This window comes from uncultured Agrobacterium sp., from assembly GCF_913777885.1.
Lineage (GTDB): Bacteria > Pseudomonadota > Alphaproteobacteria > Rhizobiales > Rhizobiaceae > Agrobacterium.
Window position 1 is genome coordinate 49364 of sequence record NZ_CAJYTV010000017.1, and the last position, 25401, is coordinate 74764.

25 protein-coding genes are annotated in these 25401 nt (G+C 55.6%); 14 read left to right on the plus strand and 11 right to left on the minus strand.

The window, feature by feature from the left end; genetic code table 11:
- Window positions 1-41: 41 nt before the first annotated feature.
- From QZ869_RS15440 to QZ869_RS15455, 4 genes are read right to left on the minus strand one after another with little or no spacing between them, the layout of a single operon-like run.
- On the minus strand, window positions 42-407 hold the full coding sequence (locus QZ869_RS15440; protein WP_296077902.1) for a helix-turn-helix domain-containing protein: 366 nt from the start codon (window positions 405-407) through the stop codon (window positions 42-44).
- Window positions 404-979: a Smr/MutS family protein gene (locus QZ869_RS15445; RefSeq protein ID WP_296035008.1), complete on the minus strand. Its 576-nt coding sequence runs from the start codon at window positions 977-979 to the stop codon at window positions 404-406. The genes QZ869_RS15440 and QZ869_RS15445 overlap by 4 nt, the downstream gene beginning before the upstream one ends.
- On the minus strand, window positions 979-2094 hold the full coding sequence (locus QZ869_RS15450) for a murein transglycosylase A (protein ID WP_296105781.1): 1116 nt from the start codon (window positions 2092-2094) through the stop codon (window positions 979-981). Before QZ869_RS15450 ends, QZ869_RS15445 begins: the two co-directional genes overlap by 1 nt.
- Window positions 2091-2783: a Tim44/TimA family putative adaptor protein gene (locus QZ869_RS15455; RefSeq protein ID WP_296105783.1), complete on the minus strand. Its 693-nt coding sequence runs from the start codon at window positions 2781-2783 to the stop codon at window positions 2091-2093. The genes QZ869_RS15450 and QZ869_RS15455 overlap by 4 nt, the downstream gene beginning before the upstream one ends.
- 140 nt (window positions 2784-2923) lie before the next feature.
- Here QZ869_RS15455 and QZ869_RS15460 point away from each other — a divergent pair, with 140 nt between their 5' ends.
- Window positions 2924-3433 (plus strand): FxsA family protein, encoded by a 510-nt coding sequence (locus tag QZ869_RS15460; RefSeq protein WP_296105784.1) that lies wholly within the window; start codon window positions 2924-2926, stop codon window positions 3431-3433.
- Window positions 3434-3517: 84 nt separating this feature from the next.
- On the plus strand, window positions 3518-4000 hold the full coding sequence (gene secB / locus QZ869_RS15465) for a protein-export chaperone SecB (RefSeq protein ID WP_296016126.1): 483 nt from the start codon (window positions 3518-3520) through the stop codon (window positions 3998-4000).
- Window positions 4001-4079: 79 nt separating this feature from the next.
- Here the strand turns inward: secB and dnaQ are convergent, their stop codons facing one another.
- The 5 genes from dnaQ to QZ869_RS15490 are packed head-to-tail and all read right to left on the minus strand — an operon-like array spanning window position 4080 to window position 7729.
- Complete coding sequence (dnaQ, locus tag QZ869_RS15470; RefSeq protein WP_296077910.1) at window positions 4080-4784, minus strand: DNA polymerase III subunit epsilon; 705 nt, start codon at window positions 4782-4784, stop codon at window positions 4080-4082.
- Window positions 4785-4840: 56 nt separating this feature from the next.
- Window positions 4841-5428: a dephospho-CoA kinase gene (gene coaE, locus QZ869_RS15475; protein ID WP_296105785.1), complete on the minus strand. Its 588-nt coding sequence runs from the start codon at window positions 5426-5428 to the stop codon at window positions 4841-4843.
- Complete coding sequence (locus QZ869_RS15480) at window positions 5425-6285, minus strand: shikimate dehydrogenase (protein WP_296105787.1); 861 nt, start codon at window positions 6283-6285, stop codon at window positions 5425-5427. The genes coaE and QZ869_RS15480 overlap by 4 nt, the downstream gene beginning before the upstream one ends.
- A complete protein-coding gene (locus tag QZ869_RS15485) occupies window positions 6278-6877 on the minus strand; it encodes a Maf-like protein (protein WP_296105790.1) in 600 nt (199 codons plus the stop codon). Before QZ869_RS15485 ends, QZ869_RS15480 begins: the two co-directional genes overlap by 8 nt.
- 30 nt (window positions 6878-6907) lie before the next feature.
- Window positions 6908-7729 carry a pyruvate, water dikinase regulatory protein gene (locus tag QZ869_RS15490; RefSeq protein WP_296016135.1) on the minus strand — a complete coding sequence of 274 codons (822 nt, stop codon included), beginning with the start codon at window positions 7727-7729 and terminating at the stop codon, window positions 6908-6910.
- A 409-nt stretch (window positions 7730-8138) separates the two neighbouring features.
- Between QZ869_RS15490 and hemE the strand changes: the two genes are divergently transcribed.
- The 8 genes from hemE to QZ869_RS15530 all read left to right on the plus strand — a co-directional run bounded on the left by hemE (window position 8139) and on the right by QZ869_RS15530 (window position 16955).
- Window positions 8139-9173 (plus strand): uroporphyrinogen decarboxylase, encoded by a 1035-nt coding sequence (hemE, locus tag QZ869_RS15495; protein WP_296105792.1) that lies wholly within the window; start codon window positions 8139-8141, stop codon window positions 9171-9173.
- Window positions 9170-9715 carry a protoporphyrinogen oxidase HemJ gene (hemJ, locus tag QZ869_RS15500; RefSeq protein WP_296105794.1) on the plus strand — a complete coding sequence of 182 codons (546 nt, stop codon included), beginning with the start codon at window positions 9170-9172 and terminating at the stop codon, window positions 9713-9715. Before hemE ends, hemJ begins: the two co-directional genes overlap by 4 nt.
- A 184-nt stretch (window positions 9716-9899) precedes the next feature.
- Window positions 9900-11165, plus strand: coding sequence for a transcription termination factor Rho (gene rho, locus QZ869_RS15505; protein ID WP_296016142.1), 1266 nt, complete (start codon window positions 9900-9902; stop codon window positions 11163-11165).
- 177 nt (window positions 11166-11342) lie between these two features.
- Window positions 11343-12665, plus strand: a complete 1323-nt coding sequence (gene mnmE / locus QZ869_RS15510) for a tRNA uridine-5-carboxymethylaminomethyl(34) synthesis GTPase MnmE (protein WP_296105796.1) — start codon at window positions 11343-11345, stop codon at window positions 12663-12665.
- A 51-nt stretch (window positions 12666-12716) separates the two neighbouring features.
- Window positions 12717-14594, plus strand: coding sequence for a tRNA uridine-5-carboxymethylaminomethyl(34) synthesis enzyme MnmG (gene mnmG, locus QZ869_RS15515; protein ID WP_296105798.1), 1878 nt, complete (start codon window positions 12717-12719; stop codon window positions 14592-14594).
- Window positions 14595-14605: 11 nt separating this feature from the next.
- Complete coding sequence (gene rsmG, locus QZ869_RS15520; protein WP_296034979.1) at window positions 14606-15223, plus strand: 16S rRNA (guanine(527)-N(7))-methyltransferase RsmG; 618 nt, start codon at window positions 14606-14608, stop codon at window positions 15221-15223.
- 20 nt (window positions 15224-15243) lie between these two features.
- Window positions 15244-16038 carry a ParA family protein gene (locus tag QZ869_RS15525; protein ID WP_296106061.1) on the plus strand — a complete coding sequence of 265 codons (795 nt, stop codon included), beginning with the start codon at window positions 15244-15246 and terminating at the stop codon, window positions 16036-16038.
- Between the two features lie 38 nt (window positions 16039-16076).
- Entirely contained in the window at window positions 16077-16955 is an 879-nt protein-coding gene (locus tag QZ869_RS15530; RefSeq protein ID WP_296016150.1) for a ParB/RepB/Spo0J family partition protein, read from the plus strand.
- Window positions 16956-17307: 352 nt separating this feature from the next.
- Here QZ869_RS15530 and QZ869_RS15535 read toward each other — a convergent pair whose 3' ends face one another.
- Window positions 17308-17508 carry a DUF1674 domain-containing protein gene (locus QZ869_RS15535; RefSeq protein ID WP_296077921.1) on the minus strand — a complete coding sequence of 67 codons (201 nt, stop codon included), beginning with the start codon at window positions 17506-17508 and terminating at the stop codon, window positions 17308-17310.
- Between the two features lie 115 nt (window positions 17509-17623).
- On the opposite strand from QZ869_RS15535, the gene htpX reads away from it, so the two are divergent.
- From htpX to purH, 4 genes are all read left to right on the plus strand, one after another.
- Window positions 17624-18577 carry a zinc metalloprotease HtpX gene (gene htpX / locus QZ869_RS15540; RefSeq protein WP_296034974.1) on the plus strand — a complete coding sequence of 318 codons (954 nt, stop codon included), beginning with the start codon at window positions 17624-17626 and terminating at the stop codon, window positions 18575-18577.
- Between the two features lie 59 nt (window positions 18578-18636).
- Window positions 18637-19959, plus strand: coding sequence for an RsmB/NOP family class I SAM-dependent RNA methyltransferase (locus QZ869_RS15545; RefSeq protein ID WP_296106063.1), 1323 nt, complete (start codon window positions 18637-18639; stop codon window positions 19957-19959).
- A gap of 445 nt (window positions 19960-20404) precedes the next feature.
- Entirely contained in the window at window positions 20405-22015 is a 1611-nt protein-coding gene (locus tag QZ869_RS15550) for a heparinase II/III family protein (protein ID WP_296106065.1), read from the plus strand.
- Window positions 22016-22148: 133 nt separating this feature from the next.
- Window positions 22149-23765: a bifunctional phosphoribosylaminoimidazolecarboxamide formyltransferase/IMP cyclohydrolase gene (purH, locus tag QZ869_RS15555; protein ID WP_296034971.1), complete on the plus strand. Its 1617-nt coding sequence runs from the start codon at window positions 22149-22151 to the stop codon at window positions 23763-23765.
- Between the two features lie 79 nt (window positions 23766-23844).
- Here the strand turns inward: purH and QZ869_RS15560 are convergent, their stop codons facing one another.
- On the minus strand, window positions 23845-25377 hold the full coding sequence (locus QZ869_RS15560) for a UxaA family hydrolase (protein ID WP_296077927.1): 1533 nt from the start codon (window positions 25375-25377) through the stop codon (window positions 23845-23847).
- Window positions 25378-25401: the final 24 nt, after the last annotated feature.

Genomic DNA, 25401 nt, shown 5'->3' on the forward strand with positions numbered 1-25401 from the left:
CGCCCCTCAAACCCTCGATAAAACAGGGGATAGCGCGACTTTCAGTCACAAGAACGGCCTTTTTGCAGCACGGCTGACAATTCGTCTATCACAGTCCGGGGCAGCTTGCGAATATCATGCGCAAGCGCATTGGCAAGAGCGGTATATTCAGGCGGAAGACCGACCGTATCGATGATGACACGGGGATGCGAAGTGCCGGCGAGGCGGAACAACTCCTCAGCATCATCCCAGATGATGTTGAAGTAGCCGGCGATGCGCTGCAACAGGTCGAAGCTCGGTGTACCCCGCTTCCCATGTTCGAGTGCCGAAAGATAAGCGGGCGACACACCGATGGCAAAAGCCATGTCTTTCTGCGTCACGCCCTTCTGCTCGCGCAGACGCCGAACGGCTTCGGCGAAGGGCGTCACGACTTGTCTCCCCGCCTGCGGGACAGCCGCACATACAGCGCGCCATCGCCGCCATGGTTCATGGAAGCATCCTCGTAAGAGGAGATCAGGTGGCGGTACTCCGGCTTAGAGAACCACATGGGTACCGCGCGCTTCAATGCCCCATCGCTGCCCATAGACCGACCTTTACCGGTGATCACCAGCACGTGACGCAAACCGCGCTCATGCGCGCGCACGAGAAAATCGAGAAGCACCGCATGCGCCTCGCTCTGGAACATGCCGTGAAGGTCGATACGTGCTTCGAGCGCCAGTCGACCGCGCGTGAGCTTGCGCTTTACCGGCTTTTCCAATGGGTGATGCACACGATCCTTTTTCACCCCTGGCGCGGAAGACTCTGGCACAGGTTCTATAATCATCTGCGGGAATGGCGGAATGGGCTTGGCGGATGCGATGGGCGGATTAGGGGCCGGATCCGCCTCGACGTCCTCGAAGACCAGCAGATCTTCCATGCGACCGGAGATCGGCCGCGCTGTGCGGGCAACCTTGCCCCACAGCACGCGCTCCTCCTTGCCGAGTTTGCGCCCACCCTTCATCAGAGATACCTTTCCGCAGCCTCTTTGGGGATGAGTATAGTGAAATCCGCGTGATTGCGCACGGTGCCTGCAAGTTCGCCAGCCTCATCTCCCGAACCGGTGAAGATATCGCCTCGTGCGGGTCCGACGATTGCGGAGCCGGTGTCGAGCGCCAGCATCAAACGGGCAAACGGCTTTCCGCCATCCAAATGGGTCAGGCTCTGCGACTGGATGAAAAAAGGAAAACCGAAGGTGTGGATCAAGCGGTCGACGGCGAGCGATCGTCCAGCGACAAGAGGCACTTTAGCAGCAGCGATCGGCCCGAGCTCCAGCCCGTCTACGTCCGCCTCGCGAAAGAATATGTAGGACCGATTATGCCAAAGGACCTCATCCACCTGGTCGGGATGATCGGCAAGCCACTGACGGATCGTCTGCATCGAGACGGTGGCAGGATCGAGATCTCCGCGATCCAATAACAGGCGACCGATCGGGGAGAAGTGATGGCCAGCCTTGGCCGCATAAGTCACGCGTTTCAGCGACCCGTCGGTAAATTTCAGCCTCGCGGCACCCTGGACGTGGACGAAAAACAGATCGACCTTGGATTTAGCAAAGGCAATTTCGAGCCCCCTGCCTTCAAGATAGCCCTGATCGATCTGCCGTCGATCCGGATATTCGGAAATCTGGCCGTTCCTTTCTAGAGCGAAGGCATAATAGGGATCGATAGTGGACGGGCGGTTGCTGTCATCAATATCGACCAGATCACCCGGGCGGTTGTAGATCGGATATTTCCAGACCTCGTCCCGGACTGCCGAAACCTCCAGTTCCGGCTCATAAAACGCGGTGACGAAGCCACGCTTTTCGTCCGCCAGGACAATCCGAAAGGGAACGCAGTTCTCCTCGAAGAAGGCGCGCGCCTGATCGGCCGTGTCGATCTTTGCCGTCGTTGCCTTTTCCAGCAGCACCGTGAGATCCTCGGCCGAAAGACCGAGGCTTGCACTGCGGTAGGGCTTGCCCTTATTCAGGTGGGCCAGGATATCGCCCATCGTGGCAAAAAGGGCTGAGGGGTCATCTTGCCCCCAGCCCTCCAACTTATCGAACGACACCTTTTGAAGGTGAAAATCTCTCGTCGTGATCATGCTTCGGATTCAGTCGCGATCAGCTTCCAGTTTGGATCGCGAGAACGAATATCGCGAGAGAAGGTCCAGATGTCGTCGACTTCGGATACGTTCTCCGCATCACCATCCACCAGCTTGCCATCCTTATCATAGGTGGCGGAAATCAACTGGCTGATGATGCGCAGCGTAATCTGTTCCTCGGATCCGCGCACCGTTGCCTGTGTGATATCGATTTTCTCGATGCCGACAAAGGTGGACTTCACCACTTCGCCGCGCTTTTCACGTTCGGAGATCGCCACATCGAAGCCGTCATAGACTTCCTTGGAAAGAAGGTTCTTCAATGTGTCCCGATCGCCGTCCGCAAAGGCCATGACGATCATTTCATAAGCCATCCGGGCGCCGTTGAGAAATTCCTTCGGCTGGAAAGACGGATCGCTCTCGACAAGCTGGCGCAGGGAATCATTCAGAGCAGAACCGGCCGGCGCGATCATGTCCACGCCAGCGAAACGGTTTTCATCCGTTTCGCCACGCTTCGCCAAGGTAACGACCTTGTTATCGTCATTTGGCGCTTTTGCTGTTTCACGGGCGCTGAAAGGATCGAATGGCGGCTTCTCGTTGCCGGTGCGGCGGCCAAGCACACTGCGAAGCTGGAAAAAGATCAGCACCGCCGCCACAAGGAAAAACAATGTTATGAAGTCGCTTGAGCCCATCTTTTACCGAAACCACCATTTAAATCCAATGTTGAACCATCATATAGTCTTCATCCGATCAATCTTCAAATATGCAGATTCAATCGGCGGTTCCTGCAGATCGGTTTTCTGCTCACTATCCAACACGCAAGGCTAGAAATATGCGTTTCTCACTGCTGCCGATCATCGTGCTTTTGATGCCCATTCTGGAAATTGCCGGCTTTATCGTGGTCGGGAAGGCAATCGGCCTGTGGCCGACACTGGCATTGATCATCCTGACCTCAATGCTGGGCCTCATCATTCTGCGCAATGGTGGTCTGGGTATGGTGCGAAATCTGCAAAATGCGGGACGTACGGGCGACCAGCCGGCAGAGGCGCTTGTCAGCGGCGGCATGCGTGTCATCGCTGGTATCCTCCTTTTCGTTCCGGGATTTTTCACCGATATTATCGGGGTCTTGCTGCTCGTGCCGGCGGTGCGCCGGTTTTTCTGGACGATCTTTCGACCCAATATCATCGTTGCGGATTTTGCTCGTGGCGGTTTTCGCAATGCTCCGCGTGGTTCGACATCGTCAAAGGTGGTCGATCTGGACGAGGACGATTTTCATCGCGAAGGTCCGAACAATTCACCCTGGTCACCCGATCGCAATGACCGCAATCTACCCAGAGAGTAAGTCTGCCGGAGGGCGCCGGAGGGTTGTAAGCCTCGGGTCCAGATGATAGACGGCATTCACGGCATTCACTTTACGAGGCACATCATGACCACTGAAAATGGCGCACAGAACGGCGCGGCGCCGTCTCTCAATATTCTGACCCAGTACACAAAGGATCTTTCGTTCGAAAATCCGGGTGCGCCGCGTTCGCTTCAGGCTCGTGATGGCGCGCCTTCGATCAACATCAACGTCAACGTCAATGCAAACCCGATTTCCGGTTCCGACTTCGACGTCGTCTTGACGCTGAATGCAGAAGCCAAGGATGGCGACAAGGTTCTGTTCGTGGCCGAGCTGACCTACGGCGGCGTCTTCCGCATCACCGGTTTCCCGCAGGAACACATGCTGCCGGTTCTCTTTATCGAGTGCCCGAGACTGCTCTTCCCATTCGCCCGTCAAATCATCGCAGACGTGACGCGCAATGGTGGCTTCCCGCCTTTGATGATCGACCCGATCGATTTCGCACAGATGTTTGCCCAGCGCGTTGCCGAAGAACAGGCCCGCTCTCAGGTTCAGGCCGTCCCGAACTGATCGGATCGCCCAAGATCATTATGTAACCCGGGTTCATCGAGCCCGGGTTTTTTGTTGTCCGGTGTCTTGCGCAGAGAGTTCAAGAAGGCTGGCGGTATTTATTCCAAATCGCCTTCTCACCCATCGACTGCAAAAGCTTTTCGTGCGCGGCTAGCGCCTGCACATCAAGGCGTGACGGCAGTGGCCGCTCGCGCTGCAGCGGTGGCGTAGGACGATCATCCTCTTGTGCGGTGATTTGCGTTTTAGACGCAGAGCCGAATCCAAGTGCCGTCTGCCGGCCACCGATCATCTCGATATAGACGTCGGCCAGAAGTTCGGAGTCAAGAAGCGCTCCGTGTTTGTCGCGACGCGAGTTATCGACACCATATCGACGGCAGAGCGCGTCCAGGGAGTTCGGACCCATCGGATGTTTGCGGCGCGCAAGCGCAAGCGTATCGGTTACCCATTCCGGCGATACAGGCTCAATGCCAAGGCGCGCAAATTCCGCATTGACGAAACCCATATCGAAGGTGGCATTGTGCGCTACCCAGCGGGCACCATCGAAGAATTCTCGAATCTGGTCCACAACCTCGGCGAATTTGGGCTTATCCTGCAGAAACTCATCGGTGATGCCGTGGACTGCAAGCGCATCGGGATGGACTTTCCGGTCCTCCGGATTGATGTAGATATGGATGCTTCTTCCGGTCGGAAAATGATTGATCAGCTCGATCCCGCCAATTTCGATGATACGATCGAATTTGGATTCCAGACCTGTGGTTTCCGTATCGAAAATGATTTCGCGCATCGGAATGACTGCCCTTCTGATATGACCGCTAGTTTCGCAAGGTCGCGTACGGAGTTTTAAGTCCGTTGCGAGAGCGCTCGAAGCACCGAGCGAACCTGCATTCTCGCGTCCTCGATACCACGTCCCGTATCAATGATGAAATCGGCTTTTCGACGCTTGTCCACATCCGGCATCTGCCGGGACAGGATCATCGCGAATTTCTCTTCTGTCATGCCAGGACGCGACAACACACGTTCCCGCTGGATTTTTGGCGAGCAACTGGCCACCACAACAACATCGACGCGGCTCTCCGCCTTCGTCTCGAACAACAGAGGAATATCCAGAAGCGCGACCGCTTCGCCATTTTGCTTATGCTGGGCGACGAATGCGTCCTGCTTGCTGCGAACGAGTGGGTGGACAATGCTCTCCAGAACCGAAAACTGAGCCGGATTCTCACGTAGGATATGGCTTAGAATGTCACGGTTCACCCTGCCCTCTTGCACCGCTTGCGGGAAAGCGACAGCAATCGGAGAAACGGCCTCGGAGCGATAAAGATCATGAACCACGGCGTCTGAGTCGCAGACTGGTACACCCTCGTCGGCAAAGAGCTTGGCAGTTGTGGTCTTTCCCATTCCTATTGAGCCGGTCAGACCGATGACAATCATGCGTGTTCTTCCATATCCGCGATGATCATCGACCGAAGGTTCGACGTAACGTCCGGCCTGACGCCGAACCACTTATCGAAGCCTGGACGCGCCTGATGAAGAAGCATGCCGAGCCCGTCGACGGTTTCAAATCCCTGCCTCTCTGCCATATCGAGAATAGGCGTTTTCAGAGGCACATAGACGATATCTGTCACAACGGCGTTTTCTGCCAATGGTGAAAAGTCAATATTCCTCACGTCCGTCCCATCCATGCCCAGCGAGGTGGTGTTGACGAAAAGCCCGCAATCCTTCGACACTTCCGCAAGCGCTTCCATCGGGTGCCCGTGGACGGCTGGACCGAACCGGTCTGCGAGTTCCCGCGCTCGTTCCACGGTGCGATTGACCACATGGATTTCGGAAATACCGCGATTGCGGATAGCCTGAATTACAGCGCGGCTGGCGCCCCCTGCCCCCAGCACCAATGCCTTGCCGCTCTTGTCCCATCCCGGATGTCTGTCATCCAGATTGGCAAGAAAGCCAAAACCGTCCGTGTTGGTGGCGTGGATCAGTCCATCCTCAACCCAAACCGTATTGGCAGCACCGAGCTCTTCAGCCAGATCGTCCGGCCTGTCTGCGAGTCTGTAGGCAGATTCCTTGTGGGGAATCGTCACGTTCCCACCAACATAAGGCGTATCGGTGCCCTTCAAAGAAGCGAGAAACGAGGGAAATTCCTCCGGCGATTTTTCTACCGCTCCGTAGTTACCGTCGATCTGAAACTGTTTGAGCCAGAAGTTGTGAATGAGCGGCGAACGCGAGTGCTTGATTGGGTAGCCAACGACGAAAGCATTTTTGGTTAATGTTTCACGTGAATCAGCCATCGATCACCCTAAGCTCCCGTAATTGCGCCAGCAGAGGAAGGAGCGGCAGCCCCAAGATTGTAAAGTAGTCTCCCTCGATCGAACTGAATAGCTGGATTCCTTCTCCCTCCAACTGGTAGGCTCCCACGCTGGACAGCACTTGCGAGCCGGATCGTTCGAGGTAGCGCGACACATAATCGGCAGACAGTTCACGCACCGTCATCTTGGCAATGCTGACGGTATCCCAGATTACTGCGCCATTCTTCGCGAGTGCTACGCCACAATTCAGACGATGCGTCTTTCCAGACAGTGACAGGACGTTGGCGTGCGCCTGCGCCATATCTTTCGCCTTGTGGTAGATTCGGTCGCCGAGCGACATCGTCTGGTCCGAACCGATCACGAAGGCTTCCGGATGTAAAAGACTGACGGCAATAGCCTTGGCCTTAGCGAGCTCCAGAGCAATAACCTCGGGAGCGGCGCCGTCTTGCTCGAGCTTTGTGTCGATTGCGCGCTCATCAATTTGCGCCGGGATGCTGGAAAATGTAAGACCTGCATTGCGCATGAGCATCTGGCGCGAGGCGCTTGAGGATGCAAGGATCAGTTCGGACGTCATGGTTGTCTCCGATGAATGTCGGGATTCGGATTAGCGTGTCCGTTGGCGCAGGGCAAGGATAGCAGCGGCCGTCTCTTCGATGGAGCGCCGTGTGACATCAATCAGAGGCCAGTTGTTGCGAGCACAGAGCGCCCGGGCATATTTCAACTCTTCCATGATTGTGGCCCTGTCGATATATTGTCCCCGGTCGAAGCCACCCGTTGCTCCAAGTTCCCGGTTTTCGCGGATTTGCGATATTCTGTCGGAGGTTGCGACAAGTCCTACGATCAACGGTTTCGTGGCCGTATAGATGCTGTCAGGCAGGGGAACGTTCGGCACAACCGGTATATTCGCGGTCTTGATGCCGCGGTTGGCGAGATAGATGCTCGTCGGCGTTTTCGAGGTGCGGCTGATCCCGATGATGACGACATCCGCCTCATCATAATGCTCCGGCATCTGTCCATCGTCATGATCCATGGCGAAATTCAGCGCTTCGATACGGGCGAAGTAATCTGCATTCAGTGCATGCTGCGCACCAACGCGCCGGCGTGAGGTTGCCCCGAGATAGGTCTGAAAAATGCCGATGATGGGTTCCAGTACATTGACGCAAGGGACACCAAGCGCGTGGCATTGAAGTTCTAGGAAGGACGACAGCTGCTGATCGACGATGGTGTAAAGCACAATGCCGGGCTGGCGATCGATCTCTTCTACCACCGCCTGCAACTGCTTTTGATTTCGGATCATCGGATAGACATGTTCAATCGGCATGGACGCGTGGAACTGCGCCGATACAGCCCGCCCGGCAGACATCAGAGTCTCTCCGGTCGAGTCCGATATCAGGTGCAGATGGAAGAAGTTTTTTTTATTCTCCACGCTGTTTTTGCCTCCCTGTTGATAAAGCTGGACAAGTCCGACATGGCGCGCGCGGTCGATCCTGCGTGGCGGAAAACCGCCCACTTATCCACACTTCACTGTTTGGTGTAGCAAGCAGAAAGGCTGCTGTGAATCGTTGGGATAAAGAAAAACATCTTTCATGTTGTCCCCCTGTTATCCACAGCTCGTCTCACAAAGGGACGTATGACAAGGTTTTGAAAATTAATGCGAAAATTGGATTTCCCAAGGAATGCTGAAGAAACGCGTGTAATGATCACACAGGAGCCAAGGCGATCCGCCCACTGCGGCATATCAGCTTGAAAGTTTTTAATCCTTGCTACTCACCGACTCTAAGAAATAGAAAATCTTTTAAATCTCTTTGTTTTTTTATTTGGAAGAGCTGCGCGCAATGATCGAACGGAACGTCATGAGGGTTTTGAACGGAGAAACCGTAAGCCCTCCTCCTGTCTGGCTTATGAGACAGGCTGGAAGATACCTTCCGGAGTACAGGGAAACGCGAAAGGTCGCAGGAAGTTTCCTGGACCTCTGTTACAATCCGGAGCTTGCAACCGAAGTCACGCTTCAGCCGATCCGCCGCTTTGGCCTCGATGCTGCAATCCTCTTTTCCGATATTCTGGTCGTCCCGGATGCTTTGAAGCGGAACGTCAGTTTCTCCGAAGGCAAGGGACCGCAGATGGATCCCATCAGCGCATCTGAAATCGATGCCCTGGATGCCTCAGCTGTTATCGGTTATCTCGATCCGGTCTTCAGAGCTGTCGGCAAACTGCGCGCTGAATTGCCTCAGCAGACCACGCTGCTTGGCTTCTGCGGTGCGCCGTGGACCGTTGCGACCTACATGATTGCAGGTCATGGCACGCCCGATCAGGCACCTGCCCGGCTTTTCGGCTATCAGCATCCACATGCTATGGAAAAGCTTCTGGCGTTTCTGGCGGAGGTTTCGGCGGACTACCTGGTGGCGCAACTCGATGCCGGTGCTGACGCCGTGCAGATCTTCGATTCCTGGGCAGGGGTGTTGGGAGAGAAGGAGTTTGAGGCTTATGCGGTCAAACCGGTGGCGAGGATCATCCAGTCCGTCCGCGCGCGCAGGCCAGATGCCAGGATCATTGCCTTTGCCAAGGGCGCCGGCATTTTGTTGAAAGACTACCGACGCAAGACCGGAGCTGATGCGATCGGTCTCGACTGGAGCGTGCCACTGTCCTTTGCGCGCGAGTTGCAACAAGACGGCCCTGTTCAGGGTAATCTCGATCCCATGTTGATGATTGCCGGTGGCAAGCCGTTAGAGGACGGGATTGATTCGATCCTGCAATCTCTCGGCCATGGACCGTTAATCTTCAATCTCGGCCACGGTATTACGCCGCAGGCCGATCCCGAAAACGTGGCCCGTCTGGTGGCGAGGGTGCGAGCTCATGGAGCCTCACTGTGAGCGAGGACAAGCAGATTTCGGCGACGGCGGGCCGTAAAACGCATCTTCGTGCTGCGGCCGCTCTCGCCGTCTTCATCGGCTTTATCGCGCTGATCCTGCATGTCGATCCGGCGGACGCCTATCTCTGGATCAAGGCTCTGCACATTGTGGCTGTCATCTCATGGATGGCGGGTCTTCTCTACCTGCCGCGGCTCTTCATCTACCATACGGATGCGCCTATCGGCTCAGCACAGTCTGAAACCTTCAAGGTGATGGAACAGCGGCTGGTAAGGCTGATCATGAACCCCGCCATGATGGTGACGTGGGTTCTTGGCCTCTATCTCGCATGGTCTGTCTATGGCTTCACCGGTGGCTGGCTTCACGCCAAAATTGCTCTGGTGATCGCTTTGACGGCGACCCATGTTTATTTCAGCCGTAGTGCAAAAGCCTTCGGCCGGGATGAAGACAGACGTTCTGCCCGTCACTGGCGGTTGATGAACGAGGTTCCTACGGTTCTCATGATCGTCATAGTCATACTTGTGGTTGTGAAACCGTTCGGATAACTGACGATCACGATAATTTTCCCGGAATTGTTGCTTTGCTCTTGCGGCGGCGGGCCCGAAACGCTATTTTCAGCCCACTCATCTCCTGGCATGTGAATTATTCAGACGGCTGCGGTTGCACCTCAGAAGCTGATTCGCGAACACGCCGCTCCCCCACATATTTTTAAAGACGGTCTTTCTCTTCATGGCTGAAATGAAGCTACAGGAACTCAAAAGCAAATCTCCGACCGATTTGCTGACGTTTGCCGAATCCCTGGAAGTTGAAAATGCGAGCACCATGCGCAAGCAGGAACTCATGTTCGCTATTCTCAAGATGCTGGCAAGCCAGGATGTCGAGATCATCGGGGAAGGCGTCGTAGAAGTTCTACAGGATGGCTTCGGCTTTCTCCGCTCTGCCAATGCCAACTATCTGCCCGGCCCCGATGATATCTATATCTCGCCCTCCCAGATCCGCCGCTTCTCGCTGAAGACCGGCGATACGGTCGAAGGCCCTATCCGTGGACCGAAGGAAGGGGAGCGCTATTTCGCGCTTCTCAAGGTCAACACGATCAATTTCGATGATCCCGAAAAGATCCGTCACAAGGTCCACTTCGACAACCTAACGCCGCTCTACCCGAATGAGCGTTTCAAGATGGAACTTGATGTTCCAACGTCCAAGGATCTGTCGTCTCGCGTCATCGATCTTGTTGCGCCCCTCGGCAAGGGCCAGCGCGGTCTGATCGTCGCGCCCCCAAGAACCGGTAAGACGGTTCTCCTTCAGAACATCGCTCACTCGATCACAGCGAACCATCCGGAATGCTACCTCATCGTTCTTCTGATCGATGAACGGCCCGAAGAAGTGACCGATATGCAGCGTTCGGTAAAGGGCGAAGTCGTATCCTCGACCTTCGACGAGCCTGCGGTGCGCCACGTCCAGGTCGCGGAAATGGTGATCGAAAAGGCCAAGCGTCTTGTCGAGCATGGTCGCGATGTGGTGATTCTGCTGGATTCGATTACCCGCCTTGGTCGCGCCTATAACACCGTCGTGCCTTCTTCCGGCAAGGTTCTGACAGGTGGTGTCGACGCCAATGCGCTTCAGCGTCCAAAGCGTTTCTTTGGTGCTGCACGTAACATTGAAGAAGGTGGCTCGCTCACCATCATTGCCACGGCCCTGATCGATACCGGTAGCCGTATGGACGAAGTGATCTTCGAAGAATTCAAGGGTACGGGTAACTCCGAAATCGTGCTTGATCGCAAGGTCGCCGACAAGCGTATCTTCCCTGCCATGGATATTCTTAAGTCCGGCACCCGTAAGGAAGACCTGTTGGTGCCGCGTCAGGATCTTCAGAAGATCTTCGTCCTTCGCCGTATTCTGGCTCCGATGGGCACAACCGATGCTATCGAATTCCTTATCGACAAGCTCAAGCAGACGAAGAACAATGGCGACTTCTTCGACTCGATGAACACATAATCTAATTAGCCGGATTCTCGCGGCGAATTACGGGCTGCGCTCCTGAACCGGGCGCGGCCATTTTATTTGGAGCGCGACGCGCCGTTTGCTGTGGACGCTCTATTCGTTTGACTCGTGGCATCATGCTCGTCAAAGGCCGCTTCGACCTTGGAGCCGATGCAAGAAGTGAGCGTTGGCATGTCCTACTCGACTGATACGATTTATGCTCTATCCAGCGGATCGCTCCCTGCAGGGGTCGCAATCATCAGGATAAGTGGGCGTAGCGCCCTCGACGCCTTACGAGGCTTGGCGGGTGATGAGCTGCCTCCTCCGCGCCAAGTTGGTCTGAAAACGATTCGTGGCCGTAACGGTGATGTTATAGACCAAGCGCTTGTTCTTCAGTTCCCCTCCCCTCACTCATTTACGGGAGAGGACTGTGTCGAACTCCATGTTCATGGGAGTCGGGCGGTGGTCGCGGCAATATTCGCGCTCTTGGAAACGATGCCTGGGTTACGTCCCGCAGACGCTGGAGAGTTCTCAAGACGCGCCTTCGATAATGGCAAGATGGACCTTGTCGAGGTAGAGGGTCTTGCCGATCTCCTCCAAGCCGAAACGGAAATGCAGCGCCGCCTCGCGGTGGAACAGAGCAGCGGCCATGCGTCTGCGCTCTATGACGGCTGGGCAAATCAGTTGACGCGCTGCAGAGCCTTGATCGAAGCAGAACTTGATTTTGCTGACGAGGATGATGTGCCGGATTCTGTGGCGGGTCAGGTCTGGGCTTCCGTTCGTAGTCTGGAAGGTGAGCTTGCGCGCCATTTGGCGGATGGGCAAGGGGCTGAGATTATCCGAGATGGTTTTAGGGTCGCTCTTTTGGGTGCTCCAAATGTCGGAAAATCGAGCTTGATGAATGCTCTAAGTGGTCGTGAGGTGGCGATCGTGACAGAGATAGCCGGCACCACTCGCGACGTACTCAGCGTCGATCTCGACATAGATGGCTACCTTGTAACACTGTTCGATACTGCGGGGCTGCGCGATGCGACCGATATCGTGGAGCAAGAGGGTATCAAGCGCGCAGAGCGCACGGCGAGCCAAGCCGATCTCGTTCTTTACCTTACGGATATCGATTCGGAGGCGGAACATTTTGTCGCAACGCCTCATGCTCACAGTCTACTCGTGCGGACGAAAGCTGATCTGGTATCCCATAATCCTGAACAAGCCGATCTCGTCATCTCCGCGAAAACGGGGTTGGGCCTAGATGCGTTAAAGTCGGCGGTCAAAACTGCGATCGATCAGAGGGTTGGAATTGCTGGGAGCCTGATGCCTGCACGATCAAGGCATAAAAAACGGCTTGAAGAGACGCTGGACTATGTTAGGGATGCGCTAAATTCTGAAGGTATGGAACTTGCGATCCGTTCGGAGTACCTTCGTCTGGCAGCGACGTCGCTAGGACGTATCACCGGCAGGGTCGACGTTGAAGACTTGCTAGGCGTCATATTTTCCGAGTTCTGCATCGGTAAATGATTCACGTGAAACACAAGGCGTCCCTTCGCCTCGTTCTTTGTTGGAAATTCGATGGTTTATGATGTCGTCGTCATTGGTGGTGGTCATGCTGGCAGTGAAGCTGCGGCTGCGTCAGCGCGTTACGGCGCTCTGACCGCCCTCTTAACCCACAAGCGAGACACTATTGGCGTCATGTCCTGTAATCCGGCGATCGGCGGATTAGGCAAGGGTCATCTTGTCCGGGAAATTGACGCTCTAGACGGTTTGATGGGCCGGATGGCGGACGCAGGTGGCATTCAGTTTAGGATGCTCAACCGCAAGAAGGGACCTGCTGTTCGCGGCCCTCGCACACAGGCGGACCGGCGTCTTTACCGCGAGGCCGTGCAAAAAGAAATCGCGAACACCGACAACCTGGGCGTTATCGAGGGTGACGCATACGATGTCGAAATTCAGGACGGACAGATAGAGGCGGTGATCCTCAGCGATGGCCGCAGGATTGCCTGTCGTGCAGTCGTATTGACAACCGGCACATTTCTCCGCGGCCTCATTCATATCGGATCCGAAAAGATTCCAGCAGGTCGTGCTGGCGAGAAACCCTCACTTGGATTGTCTGAAACTCTAACCCGCGCCGGGCTGGCGCTTGGGCGACTCAAGACTGGAACACCTGCGCGGCTCGACGGTCGTACGATTGATTGGGCTGGGTTGGATAAGCAGGGGCCGGATGAAGAGCCCGTTCCCTTCTCGTTCATGACGTCTCACATCACGAACCAGCAGATCGATTGCGGCGTAACGCGTACGACGCCCGAAAGCCACAAGATCATCCAGGATAATATTCACCTCTCCGCGATGTATTCCGGCCAGATCGAAGGGGTTGGTCCTCGCTATTGCCCATCGATTGAAGATAAAATTGTTCGTTTTGGGGAGCGCGACGGCCATCAGATCTTCCTCGAACCTGAAGGGCTCGATGATCACACCGTATATCCGAACGGTATTTCAACGTCGCTCCCTGCTCATGTGCAAGAAGCGTTCATTCACTCCATTCCGGGGCTTGAGCGCGTCTCTATTCTTCAACCAGGCTACGCGATCGAATACGATTATGTCGATCCGCGTGAGTTGAAGCCATCTTTGGAATGTAGAAAGGTTCCCGGTCTATTTCTCGCGGGGCAAATCAACGGGACCACCGGTTATGAAGAGGCTGGAGCGCAGGGCCTGGTCGCGGGGCTGAATGCTGCTCGTCTCGCGGGTGGAGCTGAAGCGCATATCTTCAGCCGAACTGACTCTTACATAGGCGTGATGATCGACGATCTTACAGCTAAAGGCGTCACGGAGCCTTACAGGATGTTTACCTCTCGAGCCGAATATAGACTTTCTCTCAGAGTGGATAATGCCGACCTCCGACTGACTCCGACAGCACTCGATCTCGGACTCGTTGGTCAGGAGCGTGCCACGAAGTTTAGAGCTTATACGGGAGCATTGGAGACTGGCCGACAGCTCTTGAAGCAATTGGCGATAACGCCTGCGCAAGCTGCGAAGCAAGGATTAAAGCTCAATCAGGACGGTCAACGTCGTAGCGCCTATGAACTATTGGCTTATCCAGAGATGACACTGGAGGCTTTAAAGCCGATATGGCCCGAGCTGAACGATCTGGCACCACGAGTTTCAGAGGTGCTTGAGATCGAAGCGAGCTACGCTGTATATATGCAGAGGCAAAGTGCTGATATCATTGACATCAAACGGGACGAAGATCGTCAGATACCTGAGGGTTTCGAGTTTGGTGCCATCTCCGGCCTCTCTAACGAATTGAAACAAAAACTTATTGCTGCCAAGCCGATCAATATTGCGCAGGCGGCACGTGTTGACGGAATGACGCCGGCTGCAATCTCTCTGATCCTTGCGCTGATTAAAAAAGGGACTTATACGCGAGCGGAGCAAATCCGCTTACAGCCCTAACGAGTCCCAATATGACGATAAACGGCCAAAGTGTTTCACGTGAAACACAGGACCGGCTCGAGCACTTCGTCGAGCTTTTCAAGAAATGGAACGCAACAACCAACTTGGTCGCGCCTTCGACTTTGAAGGACGTCTGGTCTCGGCACGTTGCCGATAGTGCCCAGATTTTCCAACTCGCTCCGAAGCCTCTGGTTTGGGCTGATCTCGGCAGTGGTGGAGGTTTTCCGGGTATCATCACGGCTATTTTTCTTGCTGAACTCAAGGATGGCTGGGTTCATCTTGTCGAAAGCAACCATAAGAAGGCTGCATTTCTCCGTATCGCATTGGCGGAGACTGGAGCTCGGGGTTCCGTTCATCCTATCCGGATTGAAGCGGCGTCCGATATTATCGGCCCATGCGATGTTGTATCTGCGAGAGCGCTGGCAGAATTGGATCTTTTGCTGTCTTATATCCATCCTTGGGCCGCGAAGAATGAAAATCTTAAGGCCTACCTCAATAAAGGCCGGGATTATGAAACTGAGGTTGCGAAAGCCCGTGGTCGTTGGTCGTTCGATCTGTTAAAACATCGAAGTGCGGTCGATGAAGACTCGGTTGTTCTCGAGATTCACAATCTGTCGACGAAGCGCTGATCCAGCAAGCCAGGTGCAGCATTATGTCTGATAAGAACCGGATTATTACGATAGCAAACCAGAAAGGCGGCGTTGGTAAAACCACGACGGCCATTAATCTTGCAACTGCGCTGGCCGCGATTGGCGAGCGGGTTCTGGTCGTTGATCTTGATCCGCAGGGCAACGCCAGCACGGGGCTTGGTATCGATCGTCGGGAAAGAAAATTATCGTCCTACGATTTGCTTGTGGGCGCCAACAGCGTGGCTGAAGTCGCCGTGCCGACAGCTGTTCCCAACCTCGATATCATTCCGTCGACGATGGATCTGCTTGGCTTAGAAATGGAAGTGGCAAATGCGCCGAACCGCGTTTTCCTGTTGCGCAATGCTTTGCGGAGCATGGAAGCGATGGCCTATTCCTATATTCTGCTTGACTGCCCCCCGTCCTTCAATCTTCTGACGATGAATGCGATGGCGACGGCTCATTCCGTGCTCGTGCCACTGCAATGCGAATTTTTTGCGCTGGAAGGTCTGAGTCAGTTGCTGGACACGGTCAATCAGATTCGCGGAACGGTAAATCCGGGTCTCGATATCCAGGGCATCGTTTTGACGATGTTCGATGCACGCAACAATCTGGCGCAGCAAGTCGTCAACGATGTGAGGACCCATCTGGGCGATAAGGTTTACCATACGCTCATTCCGCGAAATGTGCGTGTGTCCGAAGCGCCGTCCTATGGTAAGCCTGCCATTCTCTATGATCTGAAATGCGCTGGCAGCCAGGCTTATCTGCAGCTAGCCTCAGAGGTCATTCAGAGAGAGCGCCTGCGCAAGGCTGCCTGAAGATCGGTTGGTCTTCGAGATTTGGTACGGAGTAAAATATGAGTGACGATCTTTCCAAACGTCGTTTGGGTCGCGGTCTTGCTGCCCTCATAGGTGAGATGGATCAGCCCCTTCCTGTCGGCGAGCCGCAGCGGGCGATCAGCCCTGACCGCACGGTTCCTATCGAATTTATCGCGCGTAGCCCACGCAACCCGCGCCGTCATTTCGATGAGAACGAATTGCAGGACCTTGCCGCGTCGATCCGTCAGCATGGTATCGTCCAGCCGGTCGTCGTTCGGACTGTCGATCAGAACCGTTTTGAAATCATTGCCGGTGAACGTCGCTGGCGTGCAGCTCAACTTGCCGGTTTCACCGAAGTTCCCGTTATCGTTCGTGATGTCGATGATCGGACCGCGCTTGAGCTTGCAATCGTCGAAAACGTTCAGCGCTCCGACCTGAACCCGCTCGAAGAAGCGCTGGGTTACGAGCAATTGATCGCTGAACATGGCTACACTCAGAATGATCTGGGTGAGATTATCGGCAAGAGCCGTAGCCACGTGGCTAACAGCCTTCGTCTTCTTAAGCTTCCTGATCCTGTGCGCGACATGCTGTCGGAGGGGTCGCTTTCCGCTGGTCACGCCCGTGCGTTGGTATCCACATCAGACCCGACAACGCTCGCCAAGACCATCGTATCAAAAGGTCTATCCGTGCGCGACGCTGAGCGTATGGCGCAGAACGACATCCGATCGCAGCTTGATCCGATGCAACCGCGCAAACCGGAAAAGGATTCCGACACAGTCGCGCTGGAGCGGACGCTTTCCGATGCCCTCGGTCTCGACGTGTCGATCAGTCACAAGGGTAATGGTGGTCAGGTGCGTATCAATTACAAGACGCTGGAGCAGCTTGAAGCTGTATGCCGCCTGTTGGAGCAGCGCTGACAACGAGTGGTCGCAGATCACGCGATTTGTAAGAACTATGTCGGGGGCGGCTGGTGGCATAGCATCGGCCACTCCTCTTTGCCAGCCGAGGCGGAAGACCTGTTTTTCACATGACGCTGCAATGGGGTTAACGGTCTTGCGTGTTATCCTTGGCTCTGCAATGCAAGTCGATGCTGTAGTGCTATGTGTCTGCCAGAAAAATTCTGCCTATACGAAGCGCCGAGATCGCTTTTCCCTGTTTCATTACGCCGGGCTGCGCCACGATCATCGTGGTTCAGATTCTTTTGCATATTGAAATACAAACTAAGTAATTGTTATTAAAAAAGAAAATGCACTGGGACCATGGAAGGGATCAGAAATCGATCGCTCTGCCGTTTATCTCATAGTCTCCAAAACGCACAGGTTCCGCTCCGCCGCGTCCTCCGGTTTCTGGAGGGAGCTTTAATGCCTCGGCTTTTCGACGTCGTTCTTCAGCTTCCTGCAATGCGCGTTGCGCAGCAGGCGAAAGCACCTTCTTGTCTTCGTTCGCATTGTCGTTATCGGCGTTCTGCATGGGCTTCACCCTCGTGACGGCATATTGAAAAGCAGTTCTCTATAACCAGATTATAGAAAACTGGCCGGTTTGATAAGTCTCGGCCGCCAATTGATTGCTTCGACGGAGATGCTGGATGAATTTGATGCGTACGGCCATGCTTCTGGCCTTTATGACGGCGCTCTTCATGGGTGTCGGATTTCTCATTGGCGGCAAGGGCGGAATGATGATCGCGCTGGTGATTGCCGCGGGCATGAACCTCTTCTCGTACTGGAACTCCGACAAGATGGTGCTTGCAGCCTATCGAGCCCGGGAAGTGGATGAACGAAACGCGCCGGAATTCTTTCATATGATCCGCGACCTATCGCAGAATGCTGGTCTGCCAATGCCGAAGGTCTATGTCTACGACAATCCGCAGCCCAATGCTTTTGCTACCGGCCGTAACCCTGAGAATGCAGCAGTGGCCGCCTCCACCGGGCTTATGGAAATGTTGACACCTCAGGAAGTCGCAGGCGTCATGGCGCATGAACTGGCGCATATTCAGAACCGCGACACCTTGACGATGACGATAACCGCTACGCTTGCCGGGGCGATTTCCATGCTCGGCAACTTCGCCTTCTTCTTTGGCGGCAATCGTGAGAACAACAATCCGCTTGGATTCATCGGCGTTCTCGTTGCGATGATCGTCGCTCCGCTTGCAGCCATGCTGGTACAGATGGCGATTAGCCGCACACGCGAATATTCAGCGGATCGACGCGGTGCCGAAATCTGTGGCAATCCGCTTTGGCTTGCCTCTGCTTTGCAGAAGATTGCCGGGGCTGCCCAACACATTCATAACAACGACGCTGAGCGTAATCCTGCCACAGCGCACATGTTTATCATCAACCCGCTGTCAGGCGAACGAATGGACAACCTGTTTTCTACCCATCCGAATACGGATAACCGGATTGCAGCGCTTCACGCCCTGTCGCAAGAGTTCAGCCAGGCATCGACCTATCGCGCCACAAGTGGTAATGCCGTGCGCAAATCACGTTCCGTTCCGACAACCGGTCGTGGCACAAACAATCCGCAAAAAGGTCCCTGGTCTTGACATCATCCAACGCCCCTGCCCGGCCCAAGTTTAACAAGAGAAAGCCTGCGCCGTCCGACGTGGGTGGGTCAGATGGGGAATGGAAGCCGGGGCTGCCGGCCCGTATGGCGGCGGCAAAGATCATTTCTGCCGTCATCGACAAGAAGACGTCTCTTGACGGAATGATGGATGCGGAACACGGAAATCCAGCCTACCGCGCTCTTAACCTTGCGGATCGCGCATTGGTCCGCGCTATCGTCAACAGCGCGTTGCGTCACTTGCCGAGAATCGAAGCCGCGATCTCCATGATGCTGGACGGGCCTTTGCCCCAAGGCGCCCGCTCCTTGCATCATGTTCTAGTGGTTGCCGTCGCCCAGATGCTCTACCTCGATGTCCCCGATCACTCTGCAGTCGATCTGGCCGTGGAACAGGCGCACCGCGATCCGCGCAACAAGCGTTTTGTCAAACTTGTCAACGCCGTGTTACGCCGCCTTGGCCGCGAGAAAGACACGGTCATGGCGGCAATAGAGGCCATTGCGGTGCTTCCGGACTGGTTCTATGGCAGATTGGTAAAGGCCTATGGCGAAGAGACAGCGTCGCGTATCGCGGCCTCTCAGCTTTTGCCCTCCTCTATCGATATTACTGTCAAATCCGATCCCGCACATTGGGCGCAGGTGCTGGGCGGAACCGTTCTGCCGAATGGCAGTGTGCGGCTTGGAGCATTCGAAGGCCAGGTTTCTGCCCTGCCGGGTTTTGCTGAAGGCGAGTGGTGGGTGCAGGACTTTTCTGCCAGCATGCCAGTACGGCTGATGGGAGACCTGTATGGCAAGCGCGTTGCGGATCTTTGTGCGGCACCTGGCGGCAAGACCGCCCAGCTCATTCTTGCAGGGGCCAAGGTCACGGCGCTGGATCAATCGGGAAATCGTCTGAAACGACTTCGCGCCAATCTTGAGCGGCTTGGATTCGAAGCCGAAACGGTCGAAGCCAACATGCTGAAGTTTCAACCGGACGCGTTGTTCGACGCAGTCCTACTTGATGCTCCCTGCTCGTCCACCGGCACGATGCGTAAACACCCCGATGTCAGTTGGACCAAGGATGAGAAGGATATCGCCAAACTTGCTACGCTTCAGGAGCAGATGCTGCGCCACGCTGTGACGCTGGTCAACGACGGCGGCATGATTATCTTCTCCAACTGTTCCCTTGATCCCTCAGAGGGAGAGGAAATGGTGGGGCGCGTGCTTTCATCCGATCCACGTTTGGAACGAGTCCGGGTCGAAGCGAAAGATCTGCCAGGCATGGAAACTGCCATCAATGATGATGGTGATTTGCGCACGATCCCGGACATGTTTGGCGGTGTGGATGGATTTTACGCTACGGTGCTGCGTAAAAAAGCCGCCTCATAAACTCCTGCTAAATCGCACTCGGCCCGGTATTTGGTGCTGTCAGCCGTGAACCTTGATCGTGGCGCTTCCTGATATTCTCCACGGGTGTGCGAACGTGTCTCTCGTTCCCGCCCAATTTTTCAGCGAATGCTGTATAAGTGACTCGGTGTGGTGCGCTTGCCCCTTTATTCGTTTACAGAATATGAAGTTTTTCGTGAAACTTTATCCATCTTCTTTCATCGCGCTTCATATGCACCCTCTCTAAAAGCATGGTCCGCGCAAAAGCATGCAGCGGTTTTGTGATCAAAACATGCGAAAAAACGAGGACCTAAAGCGTAGGAAGTGCATCTGAAAGATCGCGACACGCTTTAAACTCTGCGAGGCAGGAAAAACACGTTTGGCGAGCTCTCTGAACAATCGCTTCAGCGTTGCGGTTTATGTCCTGCGCACGATCCGTAGCCGCATCATGGTGTCCGTCGCACCCGTGCGTCTGAAGCTGTGGAAGCTTTCCAGCCGAGTTCCAAGCGCGCTCTTGGCAGCGCCGACGGATTTACGTGCCGTCGATCCTTATGTTGCCCAGGAACTGGTGCATGGGCGGATCTTTCTGGCTGGACGCATTCTAGAAACCGGCGGTCTTTCTCCCTTTTTGCTCGAGGCTCCTTCAACCGCCTTTGAAGCGCGGCTGCACGCGTTCGGCTGGCTAAGGCATGTACGGGCCAGCAGATCGGAAGAAGCCGGTCACCGTGCCCGGATGCATGTGGCGGAATGGATGAGCCTACACGGCAAACGCATTCGCGGCGTGGCCTGGACGCCGGAATTGGCAGCCCAGAGATTGACGTCCTGGCTCTCTCATTCGCCAGTGATCCTTCAAAAGGCGGACACCAATTTCTACAGGCGCTTCCTTAAATGTATCGGGCTGCATGTCGCCTATCTCGGATTGATCGCCAAACATGTGCCGGATGGTGAAATCCGCCTTAAGATTCGGATTGCCCTTGCCATGGCCTCAATCTCCATGCCGAACAGTGCCACGAAGATCGCCCGGCAAGGACGAAAACTCGATCATGAAATGGAACGTCAAATCCTTCCGGACGGTGGACATGTATCGCGTAATCCGCGCGTCATGCTCGAACTGCTGCTGGATCTGCTTCCGCTTCGGCAAAGCTACATCAATCTCGGCCACGACGTGCCTGCAGGCCTGGTGCCCGCCATCGATCGCATGTTTCCAGCGATCCGCTTCTTTCGTCACCAGGATGGCGATCTGGCCCTGTTCAACGGAACGACCGCCACGCTTGCAAATGAACTGGCCTCGGTTCTGCGCTATGATGAAACGGCGGGAAAGCCATCGCGGTCCCTGCCCGATCTTAACTATCATCGACTGTCTGTCGGCGACACGGTCGTTATCGTCGATACGGGTAAGCCTGCGTCCATCGAGTTATCCCGCAGTGCGCATTGCGGCTGCCTATCTTTCGAGCTTTCTTCGGGTCGTTATCGCTTCATCGTCAATTCTGGCTTCCCGCAATATGCGTCCGCGGCCTTCAAGCGCGTCAGCCGTAGCACCGCCGCCCATACCACCCTCACGATTGCAGACCGTTCATCGGCCCGAATTTCCAATTCCAGCCTTCTCGGTCCGGTCGTCGTAGCGGGCATTGACGAGATCGATGTAGACCGGCGCATCGATGAGAAAAAGGCCGATATACTGAGCGCCTCTCACGATGGTTATATCAATCTCGGCTACATTCATCAGCGTGAGCTGGAACTGAACGCGGCCGGCAACAAGATCAGGGGGCGTGACTGGATCAGGCTTGTGGAAAAGCGGCAGCCCGAGCCGGCCGAGGCAGTCTGCCGTTTCCATGTTCATCCACTGATCGAGCTTACTCAGGAAGATGAGGAAACTGTGTTGATGCAGGCGCCGGATGGTACGGCCTGGACATTCACAGCGCCGGCGCGGCAGGTTACGATTGCTGAAGACGTCTTCATGGCGGATGCATCCGGCATAAGGCCTTCGCAGCAGATCGAGGTTGCTTTCCAGCTTCCGGAAACCACCGAGATCCGATGGCTTCTCGAGCAGAGAGGCTGATGCGTCTTTCAAGCTGGCTTTCCCGAAAAGCCCACCGCTCTGTTTATTAATCGATCAAGCTGTGCTAACGCGGCGGCAACCGCCGGGGCGCGCTTTCTCCGGCTCATCCTCCACCTTTCACGGAGTTGCCACGATGGCCGTCGTTTCCAAGAAGATCCCCGCTCCCGACAAAGTTCGCATCCGCACCGCGCTTCTGTCCGTCTCCGACAAGACCGACATTATCGAGCTCGCCGGCGCACTGGTGAAGCTGGGTGTGAAACTGCTTTCTACCGGTGGTACATCCAAGGCAATTGCCGAGGCAGGTCTCCCGGTCACGGACGTATCCGACATCACCAAGTTTCCGGAGATCATGGATGGCCGGGTGAAGACCTTGCACCCGAATGTGCATGGCGGGTTGCTCGCTATTCGCGACGATGCCGAGCACCAGGAGGCCATGCGCGCCCACGGTATCGAAGGCATCGACCTTTCCGTCATCAATCTCTATCCGTTCGAAGAGGTTCGCGCCAAGGGTGGCGACTATCCGACGACAGTCGAGAATATCGATATTGGTGGCCCGGCGATGATCCGCGCTTCCGCCAAGAACCATGCCTATGTGACCGTTGTCACCGATCCTTCCGATTACCCTGAACTTCTCGAGGCCTTGCAGGCCGATGACGGTCAGACGTCTTATGCGCTGCGCCAGCGATTTGCCGCCAAGGCCTATGCCCGTACCGCCGCTTACGATGCCGTCATTTCCAACTGGTTTGCAGAGGCTCTCTCCATCGAGACGCCGCATTACCGCGCCATTGGCGGTACGCTGAAGGAAAAGATGCGTTATGGCGAAAACCCGCATCAAAGTGCTGGTTTCTATCTGACGGGGGAAAAGCGCCCCGGCGTGGCAACCGCCACGCTGCTGCAGGGAAAACAGCTTTCCTATAACAACATCAACGACACGGACGCTGCTTATGAACTCGTTGCCGAGTTCCTGCCCGAGAATGCGCCTGCTGTTGCTATCATCAAGCATGCAAATCCGTGCGGTGTTGCAACAGGATCGACGCTTCTCGAAGCCTACAAGCGAGCCCTTGCGTGCGACCCGGTTTCTGCCTTTGGCGGCGTTATCGCCTTGAACCAGACGCTTGATGCAGAAACGGCAGAAGAAATCATCCAGCTCTTCACCGAAGTCATCATCGCACCGGACGTGACGGAAGAGGCAAAAGCGATTGTCGCACGCAAGCCGAACCTGCGACTGCTCTCCGCTGGCGGTCTTCCCGATCCACGCGCAGCCGGCATCACCGCCAAGACCGTGTCAGGTGGTCTCCTGGTGCAGAGCCGAGACAACGGCATGGTGGAAGACCTCGATCTGAAGGTCGTCACCAAGCGTGCGCCGACGGCGCAGGAGCTTGAGGACATGAAGTTCGCCTTCAAGATTGCAAAGCATGTGAAGTCGAATGCGGTGATCTACGCAAAGGATGGCCAGACCGCCGGTATCGGCGCCGGTCAGATGAGCCGTGTGGACTCTGCCCGCATTGCAGCTCAAAAGGCAGAAGACGCTGCCAAGGCCATGGGTCTCGCAGAGCCTTTGACAAAGGGATCGGCGGTTGCGTCGGAAGCCTTCTATCCCTTCGCGGATGGCCTTCTTGCTGCAATAGCTGCCGGTGCAACCGCTGTCATTCAGCCGGGCGGCTCCATGCGTGATCAGGACGTCATCGACGCGGCAGATGCCCATAACGTCGCGATGGTGTTTACCGGCATGCGCCATTTCAGACACTGAGACTGATGCTGTTCAAAAGAAAGGCCCGAAGATCATTCTCCGGGCCTTTTCTTTGTCTATCGATGTTTCATGTGAAACGTCAGGTGACAGCACCGACCTGCCACGGCACGAATTCGTTGTCGCCATAGTCATAGATCTCGCTGACAGTCTTCTCACCTGATGCGACCGCGATGATATGGTCGAAGATCCGCTGACCTGCTTCCTCAATCGTCTCCATACCGGTGACGATTTCACCGCAGTTGAGATCCATATCCTCCTTCATGTGTTCAAACATTTCGGAGTTGGTAGCAATCTTGATGCAGGGCGCGGGTTTGAAGCCGGACACCGAGCCACGGCCCGTGGTGAAACAGATGACATTGCATCCGCCCGCCACCTGACCTGTCACGGCGACCGGGTCATAGCCTGGCGTGTCCATGAAGACGAAGCCGGGTTCGGTCACGGTTTCGGCGAATTCATAGACCGCCTTCAGCGGCATGGAGCCGCCCTTGGCAACAGCGCCCAGCGACTTTTCCAGAATGGTGGTGAGGCCACCAAGCTTGTTGCCGTGGGACGGATTGTTGTTCAACTCGTCGCCGTTGCGCGCTGTATAATCGCGCCACCAGTCGATGCGCTGTAGCAGCTTTTCAGCAACCGCAGGCGTCACCGCACGGCGCGTCAAAAGATGTTCTGCGCCATAAATCTCAGGTGTTTCCGCCAGAACAGTGGTCCCGCCGTTGCGAACGATGAGATCCGATGCGTAGCCGAGCGCCGGGTTTGCCGAGATGCCGGAATAGCCGTCCGAACCGCCGCATTCGAGCGCCAGCTTCAATTTGGACAGAGGCTGCTCGGTACGCTCTGCAGCATTGACGATCGGCAGCATCTCTTTGATGTTGGAAATTGCCGCTTCGATGGTCTTGCGCGTGCCGCCATGCTGCTGGATCGTCATCGTCCGCAGGCGGTCGCCCTCTTCCATCTTGTAGTGTTCAAGGATCGGCGCGATCTGGTTTGTCTCGCAGCCAAGCCCGATCAGCAGGATACCGCCGAAATTCGGATGGCGGGCGTAGCCCTGGATGGTCCGGATCAGCAGGCGATAGCCTTCCGACTTGGTGTTGAGGGCGCAGCCCGTGCCGTGGGTCAGGGCCACGACGCCGTCGACATTGTCGAAACCGGCGAGCCCGCCCTCCTTGTTGAAATAGTCGGCAATGTAACGCGACACTGTCGCCGAACAGTTCACAGAAGCGATGACGCCGATGTAGTTGCGCGTGCCGGCACCGCCCGTTCCGCGATCATATCCCATAAAGGTCCGACGTTCGGCTTCCGGCAACATGCCTTTTTCTTCGATATCGACACTGAACTGATGCGCATGTTCGGATGGCACCATTGCGAGGTTGTGCAGGTGAACATGGCGACCAGGTTCGATATCCTGCGTCGCGACGCCAATCACCTGACCATATTTGATCACCTCTGCGCCGCTCTTGATCGGTTGCAGTGCGACCTTGTGGCCGCGCCCGATCAGATCAAGCGCCTTCAGATCACCGCGCCCTATTTCCGTATCCTTAGGGATGGGTCGGCGGGCGACCGCAACGTTGTCTTTGGTGTTCAGCAGAATGGTCGCTTCGGTATTCTCAGTCACTCTTTTCCTCCTCCCGACAGGATC